The sequence below is a fragment of the Arcanobacterium phocisimile genome (genome assembly GCF_016904675.1).
In the GTDB taxonomy this organism is placed as follows: Bacteria; Actinomycetota; Actinomycetes; order Actinomycetales; family Actinomycetaceae; genus Arcanobacterium; species Arcanobacterium phocisimile.
In genome coordinates this window covers 1322156-1348445 of the sequence record NZ_CP070228.1, presented here as the reverse complement: position 1 = coordinate 1348445, position 26290 = coordinate 1322156, and the positions used below count along the sequence as shown (strand labels likewise).

General features: G+C 49.4%; 19 protein-coding genes. 17 read left to right on the top strand and 2 right to left on the bottom strand.

Annotation, left to right across the window (positions count from 1 at the left end):
- Position 1 precedes the first annotated feature (1 nt).
- The 8 genes from JTE88_RS06050 to JTE88_RS06015 all read left to right on the top strand — a co-directional run bounded on the left by JTE88_RS06050 (position 2) and on the right by JTE88_RS06015 (position 10212).
- A complete protein-coding gene (locus JTE88_RS06050) occupies positions 2-796 on the top strand; it encodes an energy-coupling factor transporter transmembrane component T family protein (protein WP_204423579.1) in 795 nt (264 codons plus the stop codon).
- Positions 793-2283 (top strand): ABC transporter ATP-binding protein, encoded by a 1491-nt coding sequence (locus JTE88_RS06045; protein ID WP_204423577.1) that lies wholly within the window; start codon positions 793-795, stop codon positions 2281-2283. Before JTE88_RS06050 ends, JTE88_RS06045 begins: the two co-directional genes overlap by 4 nt.
- Positions 2273-4063, top strand: a complete 1791-nt coding sequence (locus tag JTE88_RS06040) for an ABC transporter ATP-binding protein (protein WP_204423576.1) — start codon at positions 2273-2275, stop codon at positions 4061-4063. Before JTE88_RS06045 ends, JTE88_RS06040 begins: the two co-directional genes overlap by 11 nt.
- Positions 4060-5814, top strand: a complete 1755-nt coding sequence (locus tag JTE88_RS06035; RefSeq protein ID WP_204423574.1) for an ABC transporter ATP-binding protein — start codon at positions 4060-4062, stop codon at positions 5812-5814. Before JTE88_RS06040 ends, JTE88_RS06035 begins: the two co-directional genes overlap by 4 nt.
- Entirely contained in the window at positions 5799-6488 is a 690-nt protein-coding gene (locus JTE88_RS06030) for a TetR/AcrR family transcriptional regulator (RefSeq protein ID WP_204423573.1), read from the top strand. The genes JTE88_RS06035 and JTE88_RS06030 overlap by 16 nt, the downstream gene beginning before the upstream one ends.
- A 29-nt stretch (positions 6489-6517) precedes the next feature.
- Positions 6518-7723, top strand: coding sequence for an MFS transporter (locus JTE88_RS06025; protein WP_204423572.1), 1206 nt, complete (start codon positions 6518-6520; stop codon positions 7721-7723).
- Positions 7724-7949: 226 nt separating this feature from the next.
- A complete protein-coding gene (locus JTE88_RS06020; RefSeq protein ID WP_204423570.1) occupies positions 7950-9113 on the top strand; it encodes a hypothetical protein in 1164 nt (387 codons plus the stop codon).
- The gene (locus JTE88_RS06015) at positions 9103-10212 is read left to right on the top strand and encodes a Cna B-type domain-containing protein (RefSeq protein WP_204423569.1); all 1110 of its coding nucleotides are present in this window, start codon (positions 9103-9105) and stop codon (positions 10210-10212) included. Before JTE88_RS06020 ends, JTE88_RS06015 begins: the two co-directional genes overlap by 11 nt.
- A 55-nt stretch (positions 10213-10267) precedes the next feature.
- On the opposite strand, the gene JTE88_RS06010 is transcribed toward JTE88_RS06015, so the two are convergent.
- Positions 10268-12865, bottom strand: coding sequence for a Rib/alpha-like domain-containing protein (locus JTE88_RS06010; RefSeq protein WP_204423562.1), 2598 nt, complete (start codon positions 12863-12865; stop codon positions 10268-10270).
- Positions 12866-13052: 187 nt separating this feature from the next.
- On the opposite strand from JTE88_RS06010, the gene JTE88_RS06005 reads away from it, so the two are divergent.
- The 7 genes from JTE88_RS06005 to JTE88_RS05975 all read left to right on the top strand — a co-directional run bounded on the left by JTE88_RS06005 (position 13053) and on the right by JTE88_RS05975 (position 23191).
- Entirely contained in the window at positions 13053-14498 is a 1446-nt protein-coding gene (locus JTE88_RS06005; protein WP_204423555.1) for a GuaB1 family IMP dehydrogenase-related protein, read from the top strand.
- Positions 14499-14520: 22 nt separating this feature from the next.
- On the top strand, positions 14521-15813 hold the full coding sequence (locus tag JTE88_RS06000) for an adenylosuccinate synthase (RefSeq protein ID WP_204423554.1): 1293 nt from the start codon (positions 14521-14523) through the stop codon (positions 15811-15813).
- A gap of 96 nt (positions 15814-15909) precedes the next feature.
- Positions 15910-17337, top strand: coding sequence for an adenylosuccinate lyase (purB, locus tag JTE88_RS05995; RefSeq protein ID WP_204423552.1), 1428 nt, complete (start codon positions 15910-15912; stop codon positions 17335-17337).
- A gap of 80 nt (positions 17338-17417) precedes the next feature.
- A complete protein-coding gene (locus JTE88_RS05990; protein WP_204423551.1) occupies positions 17418-18263 on the top strand; it encodes a NisI/SpaI family lantibiotic immunity lipoprotein in 846 nt (281 codons plus the stop codon).
- Positions 18264-18401: 138 nt separating this feature from the next.
- Positions 18402-20711, top strand: a complete 2310-nt coding sequence (locus JTE88_RS05985) for a bifunctional metallophosphatase/5'-nucleotidase (protein WP_239519499.1) — start codon at positions 18402-18404, stop codon at positions 20709-20711.
- A 178-nt stretch (positions 20712-20889) separates the two neighbouring features.
- On the top strand, positions 20890-21651 hold the full coding sequence (locus tag JTE88_RS05980; RefSeq protein WP_204423546.1) for a sulfite exporter TauE/SafE family protein: 762 nt from the start codon (positions 20890-20892) through the stop codon (positions 21649-21651).
- Between the two features lie 112 nt (positions 21652-21763).
- Complete coding sequence (locus JTE88_RS05975) at positions 21764-23191, top strand: NAD(P)/FAD-dependent oxidoreductase (protein ID WP_204423545.1); 1428 nt, start codon at positions 21764-21766, stop codon at positions 23189-23191.
- 96 nt (positions 23192-23287) lie between these two features.
- Here the strand turns inward: JTE88_RS05975 and galK are convergent, their stop codons facing one another.
- Positions 23288-24442 carry a galactokinase gene (gene galK, locus JTE88_RS05970; RefSeq protein ID WP_204423543.1) on the bottom strand — a complete coding sequence of 385 codons (1155 nt, stop codon included), beginning with the start codon at positions 24440-24442 and terminating at the stop codon, positions 23288-23290.
- A 161-nt stretch (positions 24443-24603) separates the two neighbouring features.
- On the opposite strand from galK, the gene JTE88_RS05965 reads away from it, so the two are divergent.
- Positions 24604-25482: an ABC transporter ATP-binding protein gene (locus tag JTE88_RS05965; RefSeq protein ID WP_204423542.1), complete on the top strand. Its 879-nt coding sequence runs from the start codon at positions 24604-24606 to the stop codon at positions 25480-25482.
- Positions 25482-26258, top strand: coding sequence for an ABC-2 transporter permease (locus tag JTE88_RS05960; protein ID WP_204423540.1), 777 nt, complete (start codon positions 25482-25484; stop codon positions 26256-26258). Before JTE88_RS05965 ends, JTE88_RS05960 begins: the two co-directional genes overlap by 1 nt.
- Positions 26259-26290 lie beyond the last annotated feature (32 nt).

Here is a 26290-nt window from a genome sequence, read left to right as displayed (position 1 = left end):
GATGACGTTGAACGCTGTGAACGTACCGGATCAGATGTGTACCTCGTGGAAACCGATTCGCTATTTTAAAAATGATCCGCGCACAACCCTGCTAGTCGTTTTAGCCATAAACATCACCGTCATTGGTGGAGCTAGCGCTCCTGTTTTACTCATGGCAACTGCCATAGTCGGAATTCTTTTTGCTTCGGTTGGGACGCTTAAAGGTGTTATCAGGTTCGTGGCTTTAGAGAGTGGATTTCTTCTGTTCACCTACTACGGTGCGTCGTTAGGCACTAACGGATTTGTTGCCTTCTTGATAGGTATCAGCTTTTGGATGTCTCGTTTTATCTTGACTGCAACGATAGGTATTTATGCTATCTACTCCATCAGCACGTCTGAACTGGGGGCGGCACTGCGTGCACTATATTTGCCGGCAAGCTTTGTTTCGGCGGTCCTCGTGATGCTACGTTTCATTCCAACAATACTTGCCGAGTTCAAAGCCATCCAAGAAGCAATGAAACTGCGTGGAATAAACCTTGTAGGTGCAGACGTCATTCGTCACCCAACACAAACGGTGCAATATTTAATTGTTCCGTTGCTAGCTGGAGTCGTTCGAATTGCAGACGATCTCACTGCCTCGGCAGTGATCCGAGGCCTAGGGTCTAACGAGCGGCCACTGCCGTTATACGCAACTCGATTTCGGCCAGCAGATGCACTTATTTTATTCGTCACTATGAGCTATGTTCTGATGCGGTTTTGGAATCCAACTGGTGAAGAACTACTCGGTTTTGCCCATATTCCAGGATTGATACGATGACTAAGCACGATAACGGGGAAGTTAATTTTGATGACGTTTGCTTTGCCTACCCGGCTCCGCAAGGGCAGCAACCGTCGTTCGTCTTCCAACATGTGAACCTCCATATACCAGCGGGAAGTTGCACTCTATTTTGCGGACCGTCAGGAAGCGGAAAATCCACTGCGTTGAAAATGATCAACGGGCTAATCCCGCAGCTCCAGCCAGGGCACATGAGTGGAAGCGTGACGGTTAGCGGACATAAAGTGGACGACGTCGATCTGACAGATATCGGAAAAACAAGCGCCACTGTGTTCCAAAATCCCCGGACACAGTTTTTCACAGGGCACGTTTTGGCTGAAATTGCATATGCTGGTGAAAACTACCGTGTGCCGTCGGAACAACTGTGGGATAGATGCATCGATGCCGCAAAAGAAACTGGCACATATCATCTGTTAGAACGAAGTTTACATACGTTATCTGGTGGGCAGCTTCAATCTGTGGCGCAAGCAAGTGGCCTAGCAACTATGGTTCCGGTTTTGCTCTTTGATGAACCGACGTCGAACCTTAGCCCGGAAGCGATTGATAATTTTTCGACTGTGCTCCGCCGTCAAAAAGCGGCTGGAAAAACCATTATTATTGCTGAACACCGGTTATATTTTCTGCGCGATCTCGTGGACCAAGTGGTCTATTTTTACCCTGGTTCCGATCCGGAAATGATTGATGGACCAACGTTTTTTGCCTTCGACGACGCCGAACGTCGTCGTCGTGGATTGCGTGTTTTGGATTTACCAAAAAATAGTGCGATTCCTCGCGTCGAAACTGGTATGGAGCACGCTTCTCAACCACCGATAACTACTGGCGTATCGTTGCGCAATCTCAATTTTTCCTACCCGGGCCATGAGGTTTTGCATGATTTTAGTGTTGATCTTCCCGCCGGCAAAATAACGGCGTTAACTGGCGCTAACGGTGTTGGAAAAACAACGTTAGCGCGGTTGCTGTGTGGGCTACTTAAACCGCAATCAGGCAGAATATATCTCGATGGACAACCCCGCTCACCTCGAGCATTGTCCTCGCTTAGCTCCATCGTTATGCAAGATGTCCATCGGCAACTCTTTGCCAATAGCGTCATTAAAGAAGTGACGTTAGGAAGTGATACCGACGTCGAAGCGGAGAGCTTACTGGAACAACTGGGGTTGCTATCGTCCCAACATCGACACCCATTGGCCTTGTCCGGTGGGCAAAAACAACGTCTTGTTATTGCAGCTGCGTTAGCTACTAGGCGCCGGCTGGTTATATTCGACGAACCGACATCTGGTGTGGACTACCGTCAGCTACAAGCAATTAGTTCGCTTTTTCGTCAGCTCGCTGACTGTGGACACATCATTGTGGTTATTACTCATGACAAAGAACTACTAGCTTCGTGCGCCGATCGGATTCTTCATTTGGACTATTGGATGCACTCCATTACATCAAACCTACCCCACACGGAAGATTGTTATGAACGATAATTCTGAAATTAGTAATAAAGAAAAAGATAAAGCCGGGAGGATTGCGTTTAACGACCTCCTGAAACCGATTTCTGGACGCATCCTGCTGGCTCGGATACTTGCCGTGACCTCAGCGCTACTTTCGGTTGGCCCATACATTGTTTTAGTACAGCTGTCTGGCACACTTTTAGAAGCATGGCAACGCGGCACTAGCCCTGATCCAGATAAAGTAAGAAATGCTCTGATGCTCCTCATCTGGCTCTTTTTAACAAGACTCTTCCTATATGTCTTGGCGTTAGCCGTCACGCATTTTGCCGATATGCATCTGCGCCGAATCCTACAAGATCAGGTTGCCGAACGCATCGCGCGAGCACCATTATCGTGGTTTACCAAAACTAACTCTGGTTTAGTGCGTAAAGCTGTCCAAGATGATACTGCTGATGTGCACACCGTGGTTGCACACGCTCCAGTTGATAATACAGTTGCTATTGTCAGTCCCATTGCGTTGCTAGTATATGCGTTCTATCTCAACTGGTTATTGGGCTTCATCGCCATTGCCACGATCCCGTTCTACTTTGGTGCGATGGCATACATGATGCGAGATATGGGCGAAAAAACTGCTGAGATGGATACTCGGTTAGGCTATGTTTCGGCAACGATGGTTGAGTTTATTACCGGCATTGCGGTGGTAAAGGCTTTTGGACGTACCGGCAAAGCCCATGAGCGTTACCGTTGTGCTACCGAAGAGTTCCATCGTTTTTATTTGGCTTGGTGCGGGCCGCTACTACGGATGTCAGCATTAGCATATTCGGCGATTTCAACATCTGTTTTGCTTCTAACAAATCTCGGATTAGGAGCGTTGGCTGTTTATTATGGCTATGCTCGGGCTACTGACGTTATCCCTACAGCGATTATCGCATTGATGATTCCGCAGTCCATCGAAGTTTTGGCCAATATGACGTGGTCGATTCAGATGGCTGGTGCGGCTGCGCTGCGTATTCAAAATATATTAAATATCCCGCAGATCTCCCAATCGTCTGATCCCCAAGGGGTCGATCGTGACACAACCGTGCCAGAAGAAGTCGTTTTCGACCATGTATCTTTTAGCTATGGTGATAACCTCGCCGTTGATGATGTCTCATTGACGCTCAAACCGGGAAGCATAACCGCACTTATTGGTCCGTCAGGCGGCGGAAAATCGACTTTGGCAACCCTGTTAGCTCGGTTTTCTGACCCGGACAGCGGAGCAATTACTATCGGTGGGATAGATATTAGGCAATGGCCTGATGCGCAACTGTACCGATACGTCAGTTTTGTTTTGCAAGATCCGCAAATACTTCGGCTGTCGATTCGCGATAATGTGCGGTTGGGATGCCCGCAGGCGGACGATGAAGCGATTTGGCAGGCCTTACGGGATGCCCAGATTGCTGATGAGATTGCCGCTTTGCCTCGTGGCTTGGACACTGTTTACGGAGTTGATACCTATCTTTCCGGTGGACAATGTCAACGCTTGTCTATCGCCCGCGCTCTGTTGATTGATGCACCAATTCTTATTTTGGATGAAGCAACTGCATTTACTGATCCGGAATCTGAAGCACTTATTCAAACAGCATTAACTCGCCTTATCAAAGCTCGGAAAGGTGGAAGAACAGTTCTTGCAATTGCCCATCGTCCGGCATCAGTACAGGGAGTGGATCAAGTGGCAATTTTAGAACAAGGACGGTTGAGCGCAGTGGGCACTCCAGATGAAGTGAATGAACATCCTCTCTATGCAGCTCTGTGGGAAGGAACGAACGCATGAAAACGGTATCACGAGGGATTACCCAACAGATTTTTCGGTTGTTAAGCTCCCAAGGTCAAAAACAGCTCCGATCCGTATTCATCCTTGCTGCTATTTCTGGCGTCATTCGTGGTCTGGCTCTGTCTGCTTTCTTACCTGCAGCGACTGCGCTGGTAAAGAATGAGAATGTGTGGGGCTTGTCTATCGTCGGTTGGCTCTGTGTCTTGCTCTGTTTGGGAATAACATCGGCAATCTTAGAGTATGTACTTGCGATGGCAAACTATTCGGTAGCTTTGGATTCCATGGTGAGTTTGCATAAGCAAATAGGTGATCAAGTGGCTCGGCTGCCACTTGGCTATTTCACCTCAGAAACTGCAGGGAAGTTCTCGAGGTTAGTATCGAAACAGATGCTGATGCTTGGCGAATCATTCGCCCACTTTTTAGCGCCGATGATCATGAACACGTTTACTATGCTTGTGCTTCTAGCTGGATGCTGGATCTGGTCGCCGTCGATGGGCATGCTTTTAACAATATGCGTCCCGGTCATGTTACTGGCAGTTTGGGCGTCCCAACGTTGTAAAGAACATGATGACAAGTTAACTACCCCGCCGTCGCAAGAACTATCGGCACGGCTGGTGGAATTTGCTCAAAACCAACCAATTTTGCGAGCTTGTGGACAAGCGAGTTCGTTCGAACCGCTCATTTCGGCAACAAAGGCATCCGAAAAGGCCGGCATTCGCGGCCTATGGTGGGGTGTATTAGGAAATGTCATTGTTGGTACTGCAACGCAGTTCGTTGCAGTGTTCGCGATGATCATTGCCGTCAGTGCGACTTTTGGCTTTAGCGATCCGATTGCAACCATTGTGTTTATTGGAATTATGCTTCGCTTCACTACCATGTTGTCCGAGATTGGTTCGTTAGGTATGGCGTTAGAAGGATCTAGGCCGCTGCTATCACAGATTGACGAGCTACTTGACGAGCCGGTATTAACTGACCCAATTTCGCCAAAGCCAGTTGAACGTCCAGGGGCAGTAGAGCTGCAAGACGTGCATTTTGGCTATACTTCGGAGACATCCGTACTCAATGGTGTCAGCATCCGGTTTGCACCTCAATCGTTCACTGCTATCGTAGGCCCTTCTGGTTGTGGAAAAACAACAGTAGCGCGTCTCATTGCGCGATTCTATGAAGTTGAACAAGGCTCAGTTCTCGTTGGCGGCGTTCCAGTGAAAGAACAACGTGTGGCGGATCTTATGGAGCAAATCGCATGGGTATTCCAAGATGTTTACCTCTACGATGACACTCTTGAAGCAAATATTAGAGTTGGCAATCCGGACGCTACTGAGGAACAGATTCGCCATGCCGCGGACCTGGCCGGGGTAACAGAGATCGTTAAACGTCTGCCTGATGGCTGGAACACAAAAGTTGGTGAAGGCGGACGCGCATTGTCCGGTGGCGAGCGCCAGCGGGTATCAATTGCTCGGGCTATCGTCAAAGATGCACCGATTGTTTTGTTTGACGAGGCGACCAGTGCTTTAGATCCGGCAAATGAGAATCATGTCGTTCAGTCGCTGAATTATTTGCGTGAGCGGGCTACACTTATCGTTATTGCACATAAGTTATCTACAATCCAAACAGCAGATCAGATTGTAGTCTTAGATTCTCACGGACGAGTTGCTCAACAAGGTACGCACCAAGAACTTCTTGAAAAAGACGGAACGTATCGGGAGTTTTGGGAGCTTCGTCAAGCAGCTAAAGGATGGTCGTTGACATAATGCATATGCGCCTGGGACGTAAAACTGGTCCAAAGCCGAAGTTTACTGCAGAACAAGTTATCGATGCAGTGCTACGAATTGGTTTGGACAAGTTCACTATGTCCCAGGTGGCACGGGCTGTTGGGGTAGGCGCACCTAGCCTGTATCGCCTCTACAATTCTCGTGACGATCTGGTTGCAGCTTGTTTAGAGGAGATCGCTCGACGTCGGCCGTGGGTTTCGCCGCAAGTACCGTGGCCAGATATGCTTCGTGAGTGGTCTCGGTACTGTTGGGAACTGTGCGAAGCGTTCCCAGGATTTGCTCTTACGCTTTACACATATCCATTTCCGCAAGTCAATTTTATGAAATCAGTGCCGTCAATAGTTGAGGATTTTACCGCTGCTGGACTGTCTAAAGACATAGTTCTATTCGCACTAGATTTCATTGGTGACACTGCCATCACAATTCATTTGGGAGTAAGTGCATATCGTGCTGGTCCTGATGATCATGAACGACGTGATCTTATCCAACGCAACCTTGAAATATCTAATCAGCAGTTAGATACTGATCTATCTGCGTTGCTTTATAGTCCTGACATATACCGGGACTTGGTTGAGCCAAAAATCGAATTTATCATCGCGGCTTTGCAAGCCGGAATACGGCCTCCTGCGCATGGCTTTGGTCAGTTAACATAGGGCCGTAATTAACTAGTAGAGATAAAACCATGTTGAAAAGTGAATTACGTATACTTCTATTTACCGTCTTATTGGCTTTCATGGGGCAAATGATTCTTAACCCCATACTTGCTCCGTTAGCGCGAAAACTTGGATTAGCCGAATGGCATATCGGGGCAGCTATCTCTACAGCAGCAATCATGTTCGCGCTTTTTGCTGGAGTCTGGGGAAGGGCCTCACTGCGGTGGGGGACTCGCCGAGTACTACTTTTGTCGATGCTTCTTGGCTTTATAGCTCTAGCATCGTTTGCATATGTATCTCATATCGGGCTCTCTGGTTACAGAACCACAGGTGTGCTGGTGGTACTTATTTTACTTACCCGAGGTGTACTTTATGGTAGCGCAATAGCTGCTGTAGCTCCGTCGTCACAAACATATATTGTCACGCATACGGTTACCGAATCTGAACGAATCAAAGGTGTTGGTGCGTTAGGTGCCTCGCAGGGTATCGCATCGATTCTCGGAGCAATAATTGGCGGAGCTTTAGCTGCCTACGGCGGTATTATGCTGCCTTTAGTAGTTATGCCGGTGATGATGGTTGCAGGGATTTGTGTTTTATTGCTATTTTTTCATCCCTCTAGCGAATCTTATCGGGTGGAAAAACCTGCAGCTGTCCATTACCGGGACCCGCGGGTTTTTCCGTTCCTTAGCGTTGGGCTGTTAAATTACATTTCATTTGCTAGCGTGGGGACGATCTTCGGATTTCTCCTTCAAGATGGTCTCCAACTCGAGCCGAGTTATTCAGCTGGGCTGATTGCGCTCTGCATGGCGGTGATGGGAGTCGCGATGATTCTCGGACAAGCTGTGGTAGCTCCGCTGTCTAAATGGAAGCCGGCAGTGTTATTACGTCGCGGTACGCTGATGCTGTGTTTAGGTGTCGCATGTTTAATGCTCCCGGCACATTTAGGATCGTATTTGGTGGCGTGCACTGGTGTGGGAGTCGGAATGGGGCTGGCGTTGACTGGATATAATGCTGGTCCCACTGCGTTGGTGGAGCATCATGAGCAAGGTGGATTAGCAGGTATTCTTAATGCTAATGGGGGAATCGCTTATGCGGTGGCTCCGATTGGATCTACCGCCTTGTACAGTTGGAACCATACTAGTCCGCTTATTGTGTGTATCGGGATATGTGCTATCTCGACATTGTGGTGTTATTTTCACCCGGCTTTACGACGGGCAGCTGTAGATTCAATCTGAAACCTGTAACGCACAGCCTTCGTTGCCTGTTGACTATCTATCGTTGTGCGTCGTCTAATTCGGCTGGTGAACGATAGGAAGCAAGCTCATATCAATAGTAAAGTTAGCCGATGTTTAATCCGAGAAAAACGGCAAACTAGCATAACAGCTACATGGCGTCCCTTAACAAGATAGGATGCCAGTAATAGAAGATTTCTATGTGAGTATAAAGTGCAGTTGAGTGGTTGTGAATACATTTCAAAAGACAACTGGCCAAATTGCGAAGAAAACTTGGGGAGTCTTCGTTGTGGCCGTCAGTATTATTTTCAGTCTCCTCATCTCGATTGTGGGGACAGCACAGGCCACTCAACGGCCCTTTCCACAATATGACCTATCTTTCGAATGGATCCATGGCAAGGCTGATCCGCAGTGGAAACCGGGTGATCCGGGGGATGGGTGTTTGCATGAAGCTAATCCGCAAGTCACCCATATATCAACGTTTGGCTTCCGCACGGTTATTAATCCGTGCGATGGTGTGCGAACCGCCATGCGCTGGTATTACACCGGGGATCAAACAGTTGGCGAAAATACCGCGCCTACTAAACAGTTTCGTCTTGGAGTGACTTGGCAGTATACGCGTCGCGACTCGAACGATCCATATTTTTGGAAGCCAGTGGAGAATATGACGCTCGACGGCAAGCCAATCGATGCCGCGCTTTATGATCCAGCTGATCAAGAATCCGTCGTCGTAAAGAAAGCTGACGGCACGTGGAGTCATATCCCGGATCGTCCAACTGGATTCTTCGAACCAAAGCACATTGTTTTTGACGATGTGTTTGAGTTCGACGAAGAACACACATTTGTGTGGGATGCCTACCTATCAGTTTTTGGTGACTATGGGGGCATGACAATTGGGACCGGTTCAACCGGAGATACTGAGGGAGGCTCTATTCGTGCGAAAGCTAATGGTCTTCACGTGTCAATCCCTGCCTACGCTGATTTCCGATATGTTCTCGATTCTGAGTATCGCCAAGCATTAGGTATTACCGATACTGAGTCAGATGGGCAACCGATTAAGCTGCCGCATCGCCCGTTAGCTCGTTGGTCTGGTGGATTAGCGGGGTCAACATACACAACAATTGCGTGTTTGGAAGATTCGTCCCAGTTCCTTTCGCCGGTGCTTGCTTCCCAGAAAACAGCCGAAATATATCCTGAACTGGCTAAGAAGTATCCAAATATTGCAGCAAGTACTGATGAAGTACAGGTAGCAGACGGCTCTGGTAGCTATGGGTTGGGTCGCTGGCCGTACGAATTTTCGTTACGCCAGCCAGGCACCTGGGCTTCGGCGTCGGGCCTGCGTCCGATGAATTACGATAGCGCAGCTGGACAGTTCCTGGATTATGGGGGATAAGAATCTTCCATACAGGCCAACGTTTGAATCGGTGAAGAAGGAGATCCCGGGATACACTTACGTGGATAACGATCTCCCAGTAGAAGAAAAAGGCGTTTTTGATTCCATGGGGTCTGGCGGTATTCCGCTCTTCAAGCCTGCGCCGAACATCAAATTGTCTTTCCACAAGCAGGTTGGATATGAAACGCAACATCTTTATTTCACGTATAAAAAGAATCCCGGTACGTTCCGAGTTGAGAAGACTAATTCTGACGGTGTGCCGATTGCGGGCGCGAAATTCGCGATATATAAGGTTGTCGATAATACGCCAAGTGCATGTGGGGTAGTAACTGAGGTCCCAACCGACGTCGAAGACATCAAAGTCTGTGACGCAACTGATCCGCAAGCCTGTGCAGAACTCACAGTACAACAGGTAGTTTTGGACGATTTCGAGACTAGTGACGGGACGTTCGTGACTGGCGTTGACGGCACGTACATGCCAGCTGGTGAGCGGTCATTGGAGCCAGGACGATACGTTGTTAAAGAACTCAGCGTGCCCGAGCCCTACCTTATTTCGCGCCAATACACAGTATTCGAGATACCTATCCAAGCGGGAAAGAACGACGCCGGAGATCTTGTTTCGATGACTGTGCCCGGTGTAGCGAAGGTGGTCAACCATCCAGATTACGTTAATGTTCCCGTGACGAAAGTTTGGGATGACGGCGATGACGTAGACGGGTTACGTCCGTTGAAGATCAGTGTGGAATTGTTGGCTGATGGTATGCCGACTGGGAAGCAGGTTGAGCTCAATGCGGACAATAACTGGTCTGCTCAATTTACGGATCTACCACGGACGAAAGATGGCCGGGCGATCGTTTACTCGGTTGCTGAGGAAGTAGTTGAAGGCTATCAGGTAACCGTTAGTGGCGATGCACAGACTGGATTTGCGCTAACTAACAGCCATAAACCGGTTGTGCCTCCGACTCCGCCGGTTGTGCCTGGGCCCGGGGGTGATTTAGCAAGAACGGGTATTGGTCTTCCTGCTGGTATGGTCTTCATGGCATTGGCTAGCGGCGTAGTAGGAGCATTCCTCACGTACCGAAGAACGATCTCCAAATAGAAACAGTGGGGAGTACATCATGGTATGTACTCCCCACTGCTATTTCTAATGAGGATTATGAGTGCTGCTTATACCTGAATAAGCCTCCTACTATAATGAATGATAACGCGAAACCTACAAGAATCAATCCAGTAAAACCTGTTTTTGCCAAGCTTGCTGATTGAGTAGGAAGTACAATCGGTGCTTGTGGCTTCTCTTTCTGATCGTGATGGGTCTGTGCTTGATGCTGCTGTTGTCCTTGTTGGTCCTGCTCTTGAGGCTTCTGCTCCGGTGTGTGATCTGTTCGTGGTAAGGCAGGAGTAAGCTTTAGAGCTGGAATAACCTTTTTAGCTGGTTTGAGTGGGAATAGTGGGAAGGTGGTTTGGGGATCAGCTTCGATTACTGTGATCCTAACCGGGATATTTTTGTGTGTACCATCTGTGTACACAGCAGTCACAGTAAAGCTATAGTCACGTAACTCGACATACTCATCCGGATGGACAGTAATTGCTCCAGATTGCGGGTCGACGTCAAGCCAACTCGGCATCTGTGCTCCAGCGTTGAATATAATATCCTTTGGCATACCGCGGTTCTTGCCAAATAATGTGGCAATAACATCGAGTTTTTGCGTGTCTCGCTGTTTGAGTGTTAAGTCTGGATAAGATAGCGTCCAAGCAGAAGAATCAGGCTGGGAGCTATTTGCTGGAAGAACAGTAATATGCACTGGCAATTTAGTTGCTATACCGTCCGAATGTGTTGCAATAACAGTGAAAGTGTACTTTTGTATAGCGGTGTATTCGTTGGGGGTAGCCGTGATCGTTCCAGTTGTCGGATCGATTTGTACCCAATCTGGCGTGCTGGCCTCAGTAGTGTACGTGATGCCGTGGGGCACTCCGCGATCTTTACCGAATAAAGTTGCTGTCAATGCGCTCTTGATGGTTTCTTGTTGTTTGACTGTCATGTCTGGATACAACAACTCCCAAGCATGTGTCTCACTCTGAGATGTAGGTGGTTCATCCCATTGTGCCCATGCCTCATTGTCTTTGAGATAGAAGTAGGCAGAATAGTTGCCGCGTAATGCTAAAGGAGTGGCCGCTATTACGGTATAGCGCCCATCGCTTAGCCCGCTGGGCAGCGAGACGACGGTATCTAGAGAACCATCGTTAGTGGTTGTTGCAGGCGTGCTCATGACTACTGATCCTGATGGATCGAGAACTTTTATCGTGATTGTACTGTTCTTAGTGAAAGCATTGTCACTGGATAGTTCATCGTTGCGATATGAAACGACGCGGATATTACGAACTGTTGCATCGGCTTTAGATACTTTAATGCCGTATGTAGGCTTTGATGTGAGAAGTGAACGGTAGTCGAGTTGATATTTATTCGTTGTTCCGATTGCAAAAATAGTAAAACTCTTGGCTTTGTCGTTGAGCGGGATCCAGATATTGGTATCTACGTGACCGCTATCGTCAGCGGTGATATGTCCAATGTTGGTTCGTTCTGAAGAATCATCGAAGGCAACGAATAGTTCGACGTCTTCACCTGGAACAAATGGTTCGGCTTTGGTGCCGTCGGTGAGAAGCAACTGCTGATGTGATGGATATGATGAGATACGCACACGATCGCCAGGCCGTGGAATGAGGTAGTTTAATGGCTCCCCAGCAAAAGTGACGGGCAAGTTGGCACGGGTCAAGGTTATATCGCGTGATTGCGTGCTGTAAACCTGTTGTCCGTCAAGTGATTGGCACTGCGCGTTGATTGTGTAGACGCCAGTTGGCCATTGAGAAGCATTCACGTTTTCGGTTCGTGAAGAACGTCGAAGTTGCGCCTTATGTCCATTGAAAAGTACGGAGACATTGACTGTTTTGCGGTTCGTTACAGAGCAACCAGAAACATTCCAAGATAAGGTGCGTCCAGTTAGCGACTCAGTGAACTCAGCTAGGTTGATTGCCATTTCATTATCTGGTGTAGATTCTGGATCTGGTGTTGGCTGATCTGGTTGCGAAGCAGGTACGACGATAGATTTAGTGAGAGTAGTTGGCACAAGCCATTCAGGGGAACATGTAGCGCGCATTGTGTATGTTCCAGCTGGCTGATCTTTAAGAGTTAACTCGCTGAGGCTATCTATTTTTATTGGGCTGTTATCGCGCATGAGCGTGAGCGTCGCTGGAGAAGGAGCGCGGCATCCTGTTGTGTGCCACGTTAATTTTGCGTTATCGCCCTCGCCAACTTTATCGAAATAAAGTGTGAAAGGTCCATCGTCTTGTGGTTTATTTTCCGGGGGTTTGGGGCTTTGCGGTAGTGGGCTAACCTTCAGCTCCATAGATTTTTTCACCGGTGCCAGCCACTGGCTGTAGGTGCATACTGCGTCAAGGTGGTAAGTACCGGCATCGTTAGTCTCTAATTGCAATCGAGTTTGACCATTGAGGGGAATGTTAGTGCCATCTTTAGTCATCGTATATGTGACGGTTGCAGTTTCACCGGTAACTGGGATGCAGTTTGTGTGCGACCATTGGAGATGGCGTTGCGAGCCGTCTGTGATTTCTTGAAAAGAAATATTGAATCCTTCTTGCTTCCCGGCTGCAGATGAGGGGATTGCAGTTGCTGGAATGATAAGTGCGCTTAGACAAAGACTACCTATTGTTAGCGCGGTAACGAGTTTAAAAAGTTTCATAAACGTCCTATCGAACTAATAAAAGTATCGCGTAATTTAGGGTACCCTAATAATGTTTCTGTTGCGCTAGCTCAAAGTCCTAAGGGGGTATATACGCATCTCGCTTTGTGGGACGGGTCTATTTCACAATATGAGAACTTGTGTTGAATTCTGGATTTTTGGTTCGCAACATCGATAGAGTTTCTTAGTGAAATTCTTAAACAATACTGCGCCTAGTTTTGACCTGACCTACGACGACGTCTTCATGGTTCCATCACGATCTAACGTCGGTTCTCGAAGCAACGTTGATCTAACAACGAGTGACGGATCGGGAACAACCATCCCACTTGTCGTAGCCAACATGACAGCTATCGCTGGAAAGCGCATGGCTGAAACTGTTGCTCGCCGCGGCGGCCTCGTGATCATCCCGCAAGATATCCCAACCGATATCGTCATCTCAACAATCGCTGACGTTAAGTCACGCCATCTCGTATACGACACCCCAGTTGTTGTGAAACCGCACCACACCTGCGGATATGCGCTAGGACTATTGACGAAACGATCCCACGGGGCGGCGATCGTCGTCGATCCAGACACAAACGTTCCAGTTGGCCTCATTGTTGAAAAAGACATCACCGGTGTCGATCGCTTCACCCAGGTTCAAGATGTCATGTCAACCGAACTCTTCACCTTGCCAGAAGGAATCGATCCCCGTGAAGCCTTCGACATTCTCAAAGCCAAACATCATCCACTAGCTCCAGTAGTTGATACCAAAGGCGCACTCGTCGGCGTACTTACCCGTGCCGGGGCAGTACGTGCCACCATCTACAAACCAGCAGTTGACGCTAACGGTCGCTTGAGAATCGGTGCGGCAATCGGTATGAACGGCGACCCGGCCGGCAAAGCTCGCAAGCTAGTCGACGCCGGAGCCGACGTCATCGTCGTGGATACTGCTCACGGTCATCAAGAAAAAATGATCGAAGCAGTGCGAGCAGTGCGTGCAGTTGTCCCTGCCGATTTCCCGATAGTTGCCGGAAACGTCGTCGCTGCTGACGGTGTACGTGACCTCGTTGAAGCGGGCGCCTCGATTATCAAAGTTGGTGTTGGCCCGGGCGCCATGTGTACCACGCGTATGCAAACCGGCGTAGGTCGCCCACAATTTTCTGCCGTGCTCGAATGCGCAGCCGAAGCCGCGAAATACGGCGCACACGTGTGGGCCGACGGCGGAGTCCGCCACCCGCGCGACGTCGCCCTCGCACTCGCGGCCGGCGCCTCCAACGTCATGGTCGGATCGTGGTTTGCAGGCACATATGAATCGCCAGGCGACCTACAATATGACGCAAACGGACGGCCATATAAGGAATCTTTCGGAATGGCATCCAAGCGTGCAGTACGCAACCGAACCGCCGCTGATGAAGCGTTCGATCGAGCCCGCAAAGCACTATTCGAAGAAGGTATTTCGGTGGCGCGCATGTTCCTCGACCCAGAACGACCTGGCGTTGAAGATCTCATCGATCAGATCATCTCCGGTGTGCGCTCCTCGTTTACCTACGCCGGATCGCGTACCATCCCTGAATTTGCCCAACGAGCCATCGTGGGTATCCAATCATCCTCCGGTTACCGCGAGGGTGCTCCCGTTCCTACATCGTGGTGAAAACCAAGGAAAGAGGAAAATAATGTTAGAACAACACGTTGACACCTGCGCTGCCATTGTCGGAGCGAACTGGGGCGATGAAGGTAAAGGCCGGATGGTAGACCTTCTCGCTGCGGACTACGACGTCGTCGTCCGTTATCAAGGCGGCGGAAACGCCGGCCATACGGTCGTCAACGAGTATGGTACGTTTGCACTTCACCTTCTCCCGTCTGGCATTTTTAACGACGGCGTGATCAACGTTTTGGGTAACGGTGTAGCACTCAATGCCGAGCAGCTTTTTGGAGAAATCGACACTCTCAAAGACCAAGGCGTCCATGTCGGGCCAGATAACCTCGTTGTTTCTGAACGTGCATCGCTACTCTTGCCATGGCACCGCGACCTTGACAACCTTGAAGAAGCGCGCTTGGCGGACAAGCAGTACGGTTCTACTCGCCAAGGTATTGCACCATTCTACTCCGATAAATTCCAAAAGAAGACGATTCTAGCTGGTGAATTGCGTGATCCAGAACGGCTCCGCCAACATGTCGCGGACCTTCTTGAATGGAAGAACCTCACGCTTACCAAGGTTTACGGGGCGCCAGAGGCGAAACTGGACGACGTCATGGAATGGATCGACACCTGGGCGATGCGTCTCGTGCCATACTTGGCTAACACCGCCGACGTGCTATCTCAGGCGAAGAAGGACGGCAAGCGCATCCTGTTCGAAGCTCAGCTCGGTGCCTTGCGTGATATCGATTTCGGTATTCACCCATTTACGACGTCGTCGAACACTGTTGCGGCATATGCTCCAGTCGGTAGTGGCCTGCCAAGCCTGACTATCGATCGGGTAGTGGCTGTGGTCAAGGCGTACTCGACCTGTGTGGGTGCCGGTCCGTTCACCTGTGAATGGTTCGGCGAAAAGGCTGACAACTTGCGTGATGCGGGTGGCGAATACGGTGCAACAACCGGACGTCCGCGTCGTGTGGGTCCACTCGATATGGTTGCTACTCGCTACGGTATTCACATGCAGGGCGCATCTGAAATTGCGTTGACGAAGATGGATGTGCTTTCTGACATGGATGAGATTCCAGTATGCGTAGCCTACGAGACGCCTAATGGAAAGACGGAAAATTTCCCATTCCCAGCTGACCTTGACGCTGCTAAGCCAATTGAAATCAAGTTGCCCGGTTGGAAGAGCGATATCAGCAACTGTCGTACCTGGGAAGAGCTCCCAGAAGAAGCACGCGCTTACGTCGAATATGTGGAACAACAGCTCGGTTGTCCCATCCGCTACGTCAGTGTTGGCGCGCAGCGTGAAGCCTACATTGTCCGATAGATAACCTCCGGCTGGCTGTGGCAGTCGTCAAGCTTCCACAGCCAGCCCTATACTTATTTCTGTTTGCAATACGTGTCCCAGAAAAGAGCATTCCTCGTGGATCATTCAGCCAAGAATCGCTATGTCAATCCGCTCACAACCCGCTACGCTTCAGATTTTATGGTCGAGCAGTTCTCTCAACGAACTCGTATCGAAACCTGGCGAAAGCTATGGGTATCGTTAGCTCGTGCACAGCACGAACTCGGATTGCCGATTTCGAATGAACAGGTTGCTCAACTTCAAGACCACGTGGCGGATATCGATTGGGACGTGGTGGCAGCGCGTGAAGCCGAGGTGCGTCACGACGTGATGGCGCATGTCTATGCGTTTGGTCAAGTTGCGCCAGATGCTGCCGGTATTATCCATCTGGGTGCTACCAGTTGCTACGTGACAGATAATGGAGATCTCGTCATTTACCGCGATGCACTGCTGCATGTGCGACGTTCCTTGTGTACTGTCATTGCTAATTTGGCGCAGTTTGCCCAGCAGTATCGCGCGATGCCAACGCTTGGCTATACACACTATCAACCCGCTCAGCTAGTGACGGTTGGTAAGCGTGCCACCTTGTGGTTGCAAGATTTCATGGCAGATCTTGAAGAGCTCGACTTCGTGATATCTTCTGTTCGTTTCCTCGGTTGCCGGGGAACAACTGGAACCGAAGCGAGCTTCATGGAATTATTCGACGGTGATGAAGCCCGTATAGATCAGATGAACTCACGTATCGCTCAAGATTTCGGATTCGATCGACTCTTTGACGTCGCCGGCCAAACTTATCCGCGTAAATTTGATGCGCGGATCATGAACTGCTTGTCGTCGATTGCGCAAAGCGCCTACCGTATGGCGCAAGATATTCGCTTGCTACAGCACGATCGCCAGGTCGAAGAACCGTTCGAGGCCCAGCAAATAGGTTCGAGTGCGATGCCATACAAGCGCAATCCGATGCGCACCGAGCGTATTTGTTCCCTGGCGCGTTACGTTATGTCCGACGTCGCCAACCCAACGATGACGGCGGCAACTCAATGGTTTGAACGAACCCTTGACGATTCAGCAAATCGCCGTATCTCGATGCCAGAAGGCTTCTTGGCTACGGACGCAATCTTGCGCCTGTGTATGAACGTCACCTTTAATCTGCATGTCAACGACCAGATCATCGCAAAGTCGGTGCGTGACTATTTGCCATTTATTGCTACCGAAAATATTTTGATGGAAGCAGTTAAGCGTGGCGGCGATCGGCAAGAATTACACGAATTGATTCGCGAAGAATCTCACCGTGCAACTGCCTTGATGAAGGCTGGCGAACCATTTGATCTTCTGGGTGCGCTTGCCACGCATGCCGAGTTCAATATGACCGAAGAGGAACTGAACGCAGTGCTCGATCCGGCTGCGTTTATTGGCCGCAGCCCACAACAAGTCGATAACTATCTCGCTGTTGTGCGTCAAGCGATTGGGGAGTGCCAGCCACGCGATCAGCTGCTAGCGGTTTAGTCTGATGGTAGAGGTAGCTCTACTAAAAAAGTAGAAGCCGGGCTATTTCAACTCGAGTGTGAATGCATCATAATCGAGTTATGAATAAAAAGTCGAGGATACAACAATGGCTAAGGATTCCTGCATTACTGTTAGCTACAGTGTTGTTATGTTCAGGATGCTCAACGTTTGAGGCGCTCACTCGCTACTATGCACGGGACAAAATCCACTGTCAGCTGAGATATCCCGATATTCAGCATTTTTCGTGTGGTGATATAACCTATGCCATCACCGCCCAGCGAGCAGAAGACGAGCAAGTCGGGGACTGGATCGGATATATCCGTCAGCTCGTTGTTGTCGATAAAACTGGCAAGGTAGTGGCCTACCAAGATGCAACCACCATGTACGACTCAGATCTTGCGGTAGATGGCGAGCAAAAGCAGCCAGGTAACCATACAATACAATTTTTCAACGTCTACCGGGACCACGGCGAATCCACGGCACTACTCGTCGATATTGGAAATCAACGTTACCGCGCAGTTGACGAACGTCAGCTTGATCCAGGGAGTGAACTCTATACTCCGCAACCTCATGCGCAAGATGCGTCCAGTGATAGCCACGAGGCATCCCTCCGCCTCGATCCGGAAAATGCTTACGTATTCTATGCTTACGGGCAACGTTATGCGGTCACGAATGAAAAACTCGGCGACCGCCAACTGGGAGAACTGATCGGTGGAATAGACGATATCGTTGTGTTCGACGTCGAGACTGCCCGTCCACTATCTAAAAAGCAGCTTGCTGAAATTGACTGGCTGGGAACACAATCGGACAAAGAGCGTGATGTGTGGAATTACGGAGAAGTGTCGCGCATACAGGGCAGCGATCCAGATCAAGAGTTAGCGGTTGAAATCAACGGTAGTTACCGACTAGCGCTACGGATCGTTTAAGAAACACGTGATACGAGGGAAAATACGTCATCGTCCCAGTATGTGACACTAAAACACAGTTATGTATTGTTGAACACGGGGATGCTTGTTATTCTGAAAGTACTCTTATACGGCACTCATGTTACGGAGACTGTCTTCATGAAAAAGACGTTTATGCGCCCATTGACTGGCGCAACCATTGCTTTTACCCTAGCTACTGTTCCCAGTTTGGCGTGGGCAGAAGATACTCCAGCAGTACCAGCTGCTGACCCGACCGACATCGTCGAACTAGACCTATACAATCTGACAGATATCCATGGTCATATTGAACGCTTAGAAAAGACTGACAAGGTTACAAACAAAGTAACCGTCCGCGAAGCAGGTCTAGCGGCTGTGCAGTGTTATTTGGACGGAGTAGAAAAGAAAACTCCAAATTACACGTTCACTCTTCTCGGTGATAACATCGGCGCCTCGCCGTACACCTCAGGTTCACAAAAAGATAACCCAACGATTGCTGCGTTAAATGAGCTTCCAGTTGTAGGATCCACCATCGGCAACCACGAACTAGATCTCGGCCAGCCTGTCTTCAAGCAGCGCGTTGATGGCTCTGCTCCAGAAGATTTCGTTAAGGTTGGTTTCCCTTACTTGGGCGCCAATGTTAAGGGAATGGGATCGTACATGGATAATGGTGTCGAGACACCATATCTGAAGAACTATGCCATCGCTGAGCGCAACGGCGTCAAGATTGCATTTATTGGTGCTATTGCACAAGATGTGCCTTATAAGTTGAGCCCAGATACAACGAAGGGACTTACCTTCGAAGATCCCATTGCAGAGATCGCCACTCTCGCAAAAACACTGAAGGCTGACGGCACAGCTGATATCGTCGTTGCCATGCTTGATGATGACGTCAAGAATAACTACCCAAAGATGCCAGCTGAGGTTGATGTTCTTATGGGAGGCGATACCCATGTCCCATACGAATTTGATCATGTGAATTCCACAGTCAAGCTAGAATCAGAAAACCCACTCCTAGCTGGCGTTGCATCTGGCTCCTACACAGACAATCTCGGCTTGGTGCGCTTGCAGTACGATAAGACCGCCAAGAAAGTTGTCACTGCTGATTCCATCCTTATTCCAGCGGGTGAAATCGTAGCTGGCGCAGATGCTGGTTGCTTGGCATCGTCCACCGCTGGCGCTGTTGTTGAGAAGGCCAAGAAAGCAGCAGAAGTTGCCGGTAAAGTCGAAATTGTTTCCGGTGTTACTACCGAATGGCGTCGAGGTGTTTTCCTTGAGCCGGGCAAAGACGTACCTGGCCCAGGCTCAAACCGCGGAGTAGAGTCCACGTTGGGCAATCTTGTTGCTGACGCAATTCATAGCGAAGTAACTATTGATGGCAAGACACCAGTTGATTTCGGTGTTGTCAACGCAGGTGGTCTGCGTGCTGACCTCGTGCCTGAAAATGGCGTATTGACATACGCTAATACCTACAAGGCTCTGCCATTTTCCAATGAACTGGGATATTCGCCAATGACTGGCGCACAGTTCAAGCAGGCATTAGAAAACCAGTGGAAAGAGAACCTCAACTCGCAAAATTCTCGCCCTATGCTTCGTCTAGGCACCTCCTCGAATCTTACCTACACGTATGATCCGTCCCGCCCAATGAACGAGCGCATTACCTCGATTTTGCTTAACGGCGAGCCGATGGATATGGACAAGACTTACAATGTCGGTTCGATGACTTTCGTTCTTCAAGGCGGAGATGGATACTTCGAAAAGGGCTTACCAGTAACAACCTTCGGTCAACTCGATCGAGATGGTTTCAATAACTATCTCAAGAAAGTTACCGGACCAAAGCTAACCTCTTCTATGCTCAAGCGTGGTGTTGGCATGACGCTTCCGGAAGCAGAAGTTGCATCCGGCGAATTCCCTGTCGCGCTCCGTGGTCTTTCCTTCACTGAAGGCGCAGGCAAAGCAGCTAATGTGACTGTGAATATTGGTTCTGCAACCAAAACCGTCGACGTCAACAACGATTTACTTGAGCCCAATGCAGAAAGCCATAAATCAGTTATTACCACTGACGGTGCTGGGCAAGCTAACGCAATGTTCCCAGTAACTGAGGTCTGTGGCGACAAGTCTGGTAAGCACAACTTCCCAGTGACTGTTGAAAACGAATTTGGTCAACTTGTCAAGACCGAATCTGGCTTAACGGTTGCCGTTGACTGTGGCGGGGCAACATCAGACGAGGATAAGGACAAGTCTGATCAGGGCAATTCCGATCAGGGCAATCCCGATCAGGGCAATCCCGATCAGGGCAAGTCTGATAATGGTAAGACTAAGCCTACTCAGCCACAGAAAGTCAAGAATCTAGCTAAAACTGGTGCCGAAATTAATTTCGCAGGTTTTGCTTTGCTTGCCATGCTAGTGGGCGTAGCTGGAGTAGCTTTCTCACGCCGAGAAGCACGCTAACCATATCAAGTATCAATCGATGCAGTAACTATACTGGTCGATGAGTTACGCGGACCGTTCACGCATCATGCGTTAACGGTCCGCGTAATATATGTTTATATAAGGCGTGGTTTCTACGTTCTGATAGATCATTGTGCTAAGGCGCTTTCGCTATCCAAAATATCGTAGTAGGAAAGTTGTGTTGTTTTTAGCCGGAGTTATTGGTATCGGTGTCGGAATTGTTGTCGGTGCTTTGGGTGCTGGCGGCGGGATTTTAGCAGTGCCCATCTTGGTGTATGTACTTCAGCAGCCTGCCCACAACGCCACTGCTGAGTCACTCGTTATTGTAGGTCTCACAGCACTGGTTGCGATGACTACCCGGTGGCGTTACATTCACTTTTCTTCGGGTTTCACATTCGGTGCGCTTGCCATCATAGGTGCCATCGTAGGTTCGCGACTTAGCCCCCTTGTTGCTGATAACGCATTGATCGTGATGTTTGCCGTGTTGCTATGCCTCGTGGGCATCGTGATGCTCCGAAAAGGAATACGTGCATTGCGCGTGCACAGCATAACGAGTCAGGACGGCGATATCACAAGGCGTCCCTTATGGGCAGTAGTTGTGACAGCTCTAGGTACAGGTATGTTGACTGGGTTTTTTGGAGTTGGTGGGGGATTCGTCGTCGTTCCCGTGCTGATTTTAGTTCTTGGCATCCCCATCCAATATGCCTCATCGACGTCGTTGCTCATTATGGTGATGACGTCGATTTCTGGACTGGTGGCACGTATCGGTACTGGGGTAGAGATCGACTGGCCGGTAACGTTGGTCTTTGGCGTGGCTTCGATGCTTGGCGGTATCGTTGGTGGTCCACTAGCTCAACGTGCACGTTCGGAATATTTGACAATCATTTTCGGATGCTTACTTCTCGGAGTAGCCGGTTTTTCACTTGCTATGAGCCTCTAACACTATGAGCAAAGACAAAAGAGTAAGCACTCTAACAATTTACGCAACGATTCTGTTCTGTAATTAAAGTAAGCTAAAAGTCTAGCTTAGTTTCTGCTTTAGAGGAGTATGCGTGTCTGAACATCGCGTTGTTGTTATCGGCTCTGGCTTTGGCGGCCTATTCGCTACCAAAGAACTGAGAAAATCGGATGTATCGGTGACGATGATTTCACGCACCACCCACCACCTCTTCCAGCCATTACTTTACCAAGTAGCAACTGGAATCCTCTCACCCGGAGAAATCGCGCCAACCACCCGTGAGATTCTCTCACGTCAAAACAATGCGGAAATTCTTCTTGGCTTAGTTGAGGACATTGACGTCGATGCGAAAGAAGTTATTTGGCGTTATCACCAGCGGCAGATGCGTACCCCCTACGATTCGCTCATCGTCGCTGCCGGTGCAGACCAGTCCTACTTCGGAAACGACCAGTTTGCTCGATTCGCCCCGGGATTGAAAACTATCGATGACGCCCTAGAAATCCGAGCCCGCATTCTCGGCGCATTCGAACTTGCCGAGCTTGAAACTGACCCAGAAAAACGCAAGGAAATCTTAACCTTCGTCGTTATCGGAGCAGGCCCGACTGGTGTTGAAGTTGCCGGTCAGATCCGTGAACTAGCGTCGAAAACTCTACGCAAAGAGTTCAAAAACTTTGATCCTCGCGAAGCCCGCGTTATTTTAGTTGACGGTGCAGATTATCCGCTACCGCCGTTCGGTGAGAGCCTCGGAAAACGCACCTGGAAAGCGCTCGAAAAGCTTGATATTGACGTCATGATGGGCCAGATGGTTGTCGGAATGACAGATAACACCGTCACCCTGCGTGACCGCTCGGGTAACGAACAAACCATTTCCAGCATCTGTAAAGTGTGGTCTGCTGGCGTGCAAGGCTCACCACTGGGCAAGAAGCTTGCTGAGCGTACTGGCGTTGAACTTGACCGCGCTGGTCGAGTGCGGGTCAATCCGGACCTCACAATCCCAGGTTATCCAGAGATCTTCGTCGTAGGTGACATGATGAGCGTCGATGGGGTTCCAGGTGTCGCACAAGGCGCTATCCAGCCGGGCCGATTCGCAGCTCGCACAATCAAGAACCGACTTGCTGGCAAGCCCACCGAAGAAAAGTTTGTTTACAATGACAAAGGTTCGATGGCAACGATTGCAAAGTCGAAAGCCGTTGTAAAAATCGGCAAGCTTGAATTTGATGGTTTTATTGCCTGGTTGGCATGGTGTTTGCTCCACATCTTGACGCTGTCTGGTTTCAAGACTCGTATTTCGACACTCATGCGATGGACAATCAGCTACCTGTCCTCACACCGTTCGGCACGTTCGACGACGAATCAACAACTCGTTGGTCGTCTCGCACTCAAAGCACTGGGCGACCACGCTTCTGGACATCTGATTCTTGGTGATGTTGATCCCGAACCGTTGGCGAAAATCGCGAAGCGTGCCGCTCAAGACCAGCTTGATGAGCACGCAGAAGAACGTGAGCGTAAATCCACTGAGTAAGGGCCGGTCACGTATACCGACTAATGTGTGGTGGGCTGGCATGAAATGCTAGCCCACCACACATTTATTGCGAACAGCTAACTGATTTCTCCGGCATTATTCAGCGATGAGGTGCGCGCCGCTACTTGCATGCGCGACCAAGAAAGCGGGTTCTGGGAACCCAGCATCGACATGTGCTTCGCGGATAGCCCGAGCAATATCGTCACGCTGAGACTCATGGATGAGGGCAATTGCCGATCCGCCAAATCCACCACCGGTCATGCGCGCGCCCAAAGCTCCATGGGCCATTGCAGTTTCGACCGCACAATCCAACTCTGGTGAGGAAACCTCGTAATCATCGCGAAGCGATTCATGCGATTGCAAGAATAGCTGACCTAGAGTGGTGAAATCACGTGCGCTCAGTGCTGCGATAGCATCGCTCACACGAGTATTTTCTGAAACGACATGGCGTAAGCGTTGGGCAATAATACCCTGAAGCTGATCGACATCAGCAAGTCGCGCACTGCGTAGCGACGCTAGCCCAAGTTCCTTCTTTGCCTGTTCACACTGTGCACGACGCTTTCCATACTGGCCATCGGAGAGTGAATGCTTTGCGCGGGTGTCGATAACTAAGAGGCAAAGGCCAGCTTGGGTAAAATCGGCTGGCACATGTGTTTGAGTATGTTCGAAGAAATCGATACATACCGCTTCGCCACGATTTGCGAAGATGGAAACAGTTTGATCCATACCGCCAGTCGGTGCGTTGGCGACTTCGTTTTCTGCTCGGATGCATGCGTCAACAATAGGCTGACGATCGTGAGCATTTTGCGGAGGCTGGAGCGCAAAAGCCATGGCAGCCTCGATAGCTGCCGAGGAGGATAGGCCAGCGCCTAACGGTACACAGGACACAACCGCAGCATCAAATCCGCGAACAATTCCTAGTGACCATGCTGGGCCACCGGCGTAGTTCACCCAAGATTGTTCCATTCCAGGAACGATATCGGTAATCTTGCCACGCCACAGTTCGCCCTGGTCGGAAATGAGGCGCACGACGTCGTCATCGCGATATGACAAAGCCACAAAAGTTTTGTGGGGGAGTGCGATAGGTAAACACAAACCGTCATTGTAATCTGTGTGCTCTCCAATCAGATTAACTCGCCCTGGAGCACAACTGAACACGGATGCTTTCTTATTGAAAGTCTGAGTAAAAAGTGTGCTGACCCGAGCTTTGCCGTCTTCTTCAGTCCATGGCTCGAGGAAAATTTCTGACATCGTTGTCTCCCATAGTGCAGTTGGTAGCCCTCGGGCTACTTTCGCGTAGAACACCAATATGTTATCAGCCAATATAGCTATGTGTTCACACTCAATGAACATTCACTATTAAAATTCCCGGATTATCGTCCTTCGTTGAGGAACCGAGTACAGTAGTTTATATGATTAAAGTTTCAAGTCTGACAAAGGACTATGGCCAAAATAAAGGCGTTTTCGACGTATCATTACAGGTCAAACCAGGTTCCGTTTACGGATATCTAGGTCCTAATGGTGCTGGTAAGTCAACGACCATTCGGCATTTAATGGGGTTCATCAAGGCAGATAATGGATCGGTGAGTATCGCTGGCCTTGATTGCTGGAAAGAACAAAAGAAAATTCAGCTGCTTACTGGGCATTTGCCGGGTGAAATCGCATTTCCGCAAACGATGAGTGGCTTGGCATATCTCAAATTAACCGCGCGACTACGTGGGATGAAAGATACCTCGCGTATGAATGAGCTACTGGACATGTTCGAGCTCAATCCGCGGGCACCGCTGAAACGCATGTCTAAAGGTATGAAACAGAAAATCGCCATTGTCAGTGCGTTCATGCATCAGCCAGAGTACTTGTTACTTGACGAACCGACATCGGGGCTAGATCCGTTGATGCAGGATCGTTTTGTGGACCTTATTGGTCAGGAAAAACAGCGCGGTGCAACAATTATGCTGTCGTCGCATATTTTCGCTGAAGTTGAAAAAACGTGTGATCAGGTAGGCTTGGTTCGCGCCGGACACTTGGTCACCGAAGTTCCTATTGACGATTTCCGTGGGAATAAACAGTCCACCTATTCGATCACTTTTGCTACCCGTGGCGACTGTGCGCGTTTCCGGCAGGATTTCCCGGAAGCTGATACTCAAGCAACCCATGCAACGATTACGCTAAGCAGTACACGCCTCAACGAGTTGATGCATACTCTTTCGCAACTGGATATTGTTGGTCTACATGAAAGTGAGCAAAGCTTAGAAGAATACTTTATGGGTTTTTACGGGGAAGAGGCGTGATGTCGATTGCATACGGCCGCTTTATTGCGCGCGAGAATATGAAAATTTTTGTTATTATCACGCTTGTTGTGAGCGCATTGTTGATGATGATGCTTTCGGTGTTTACTCCCGAAACGATTAAATCGATAGAAGCCATGAGAGGTTCTCGGGCTATGGGAGATCTCCCGAAGTCGCTTTCTCTCACCGGTTTTCTTGGGAATTTTTATAAGGTTCACGCAATTTTAATTCCTACAATATATAGCATCGTCGTGGGAAATCGTCTTTTGGCGGACAAGATTGATCGGGGAACGATGGCGGGTTTCTTGTCCACGCCTATTACCCGACGTGAGATTACAGTGACGAGTGCGCTGTATTTCATTTCATCAATTGCGCTCATGTGGTTGGTAATCGGCGGGGCAGGTTTAGCGTTCGCTCACTACAAACAGCCGGGCGAGCTTGACGTCTCGGCGTTTATTTCGCTCAACATCGGCATCTTTACTTATCACATCCTGATAGCAGGAATCTGTTTTGCGGCGTCAGGTATTTTCAATATGTCACGTTATTCGTTGCTCGTGGGGGCAGGGTTGAGCGTTTCGTTCTTTATTATGAGTATGTTTGCACAGCTTTCAGATTCCTTTGAATGGATGCGCAAGCTAACACCAGTGACACTTTTCGATACCGATGCGATTATCGATGGGGCGACGCCGACTGCGAACCTCATCGGGCTCGGATTGGGCGGTTTAGTGTTGTTTATCGTCGGTATCGTATGGTTCGATAGGAAGGATCTACCTCTTTAAGGATGATTTTGTGAGCTAGGTCGTCCCTTTTA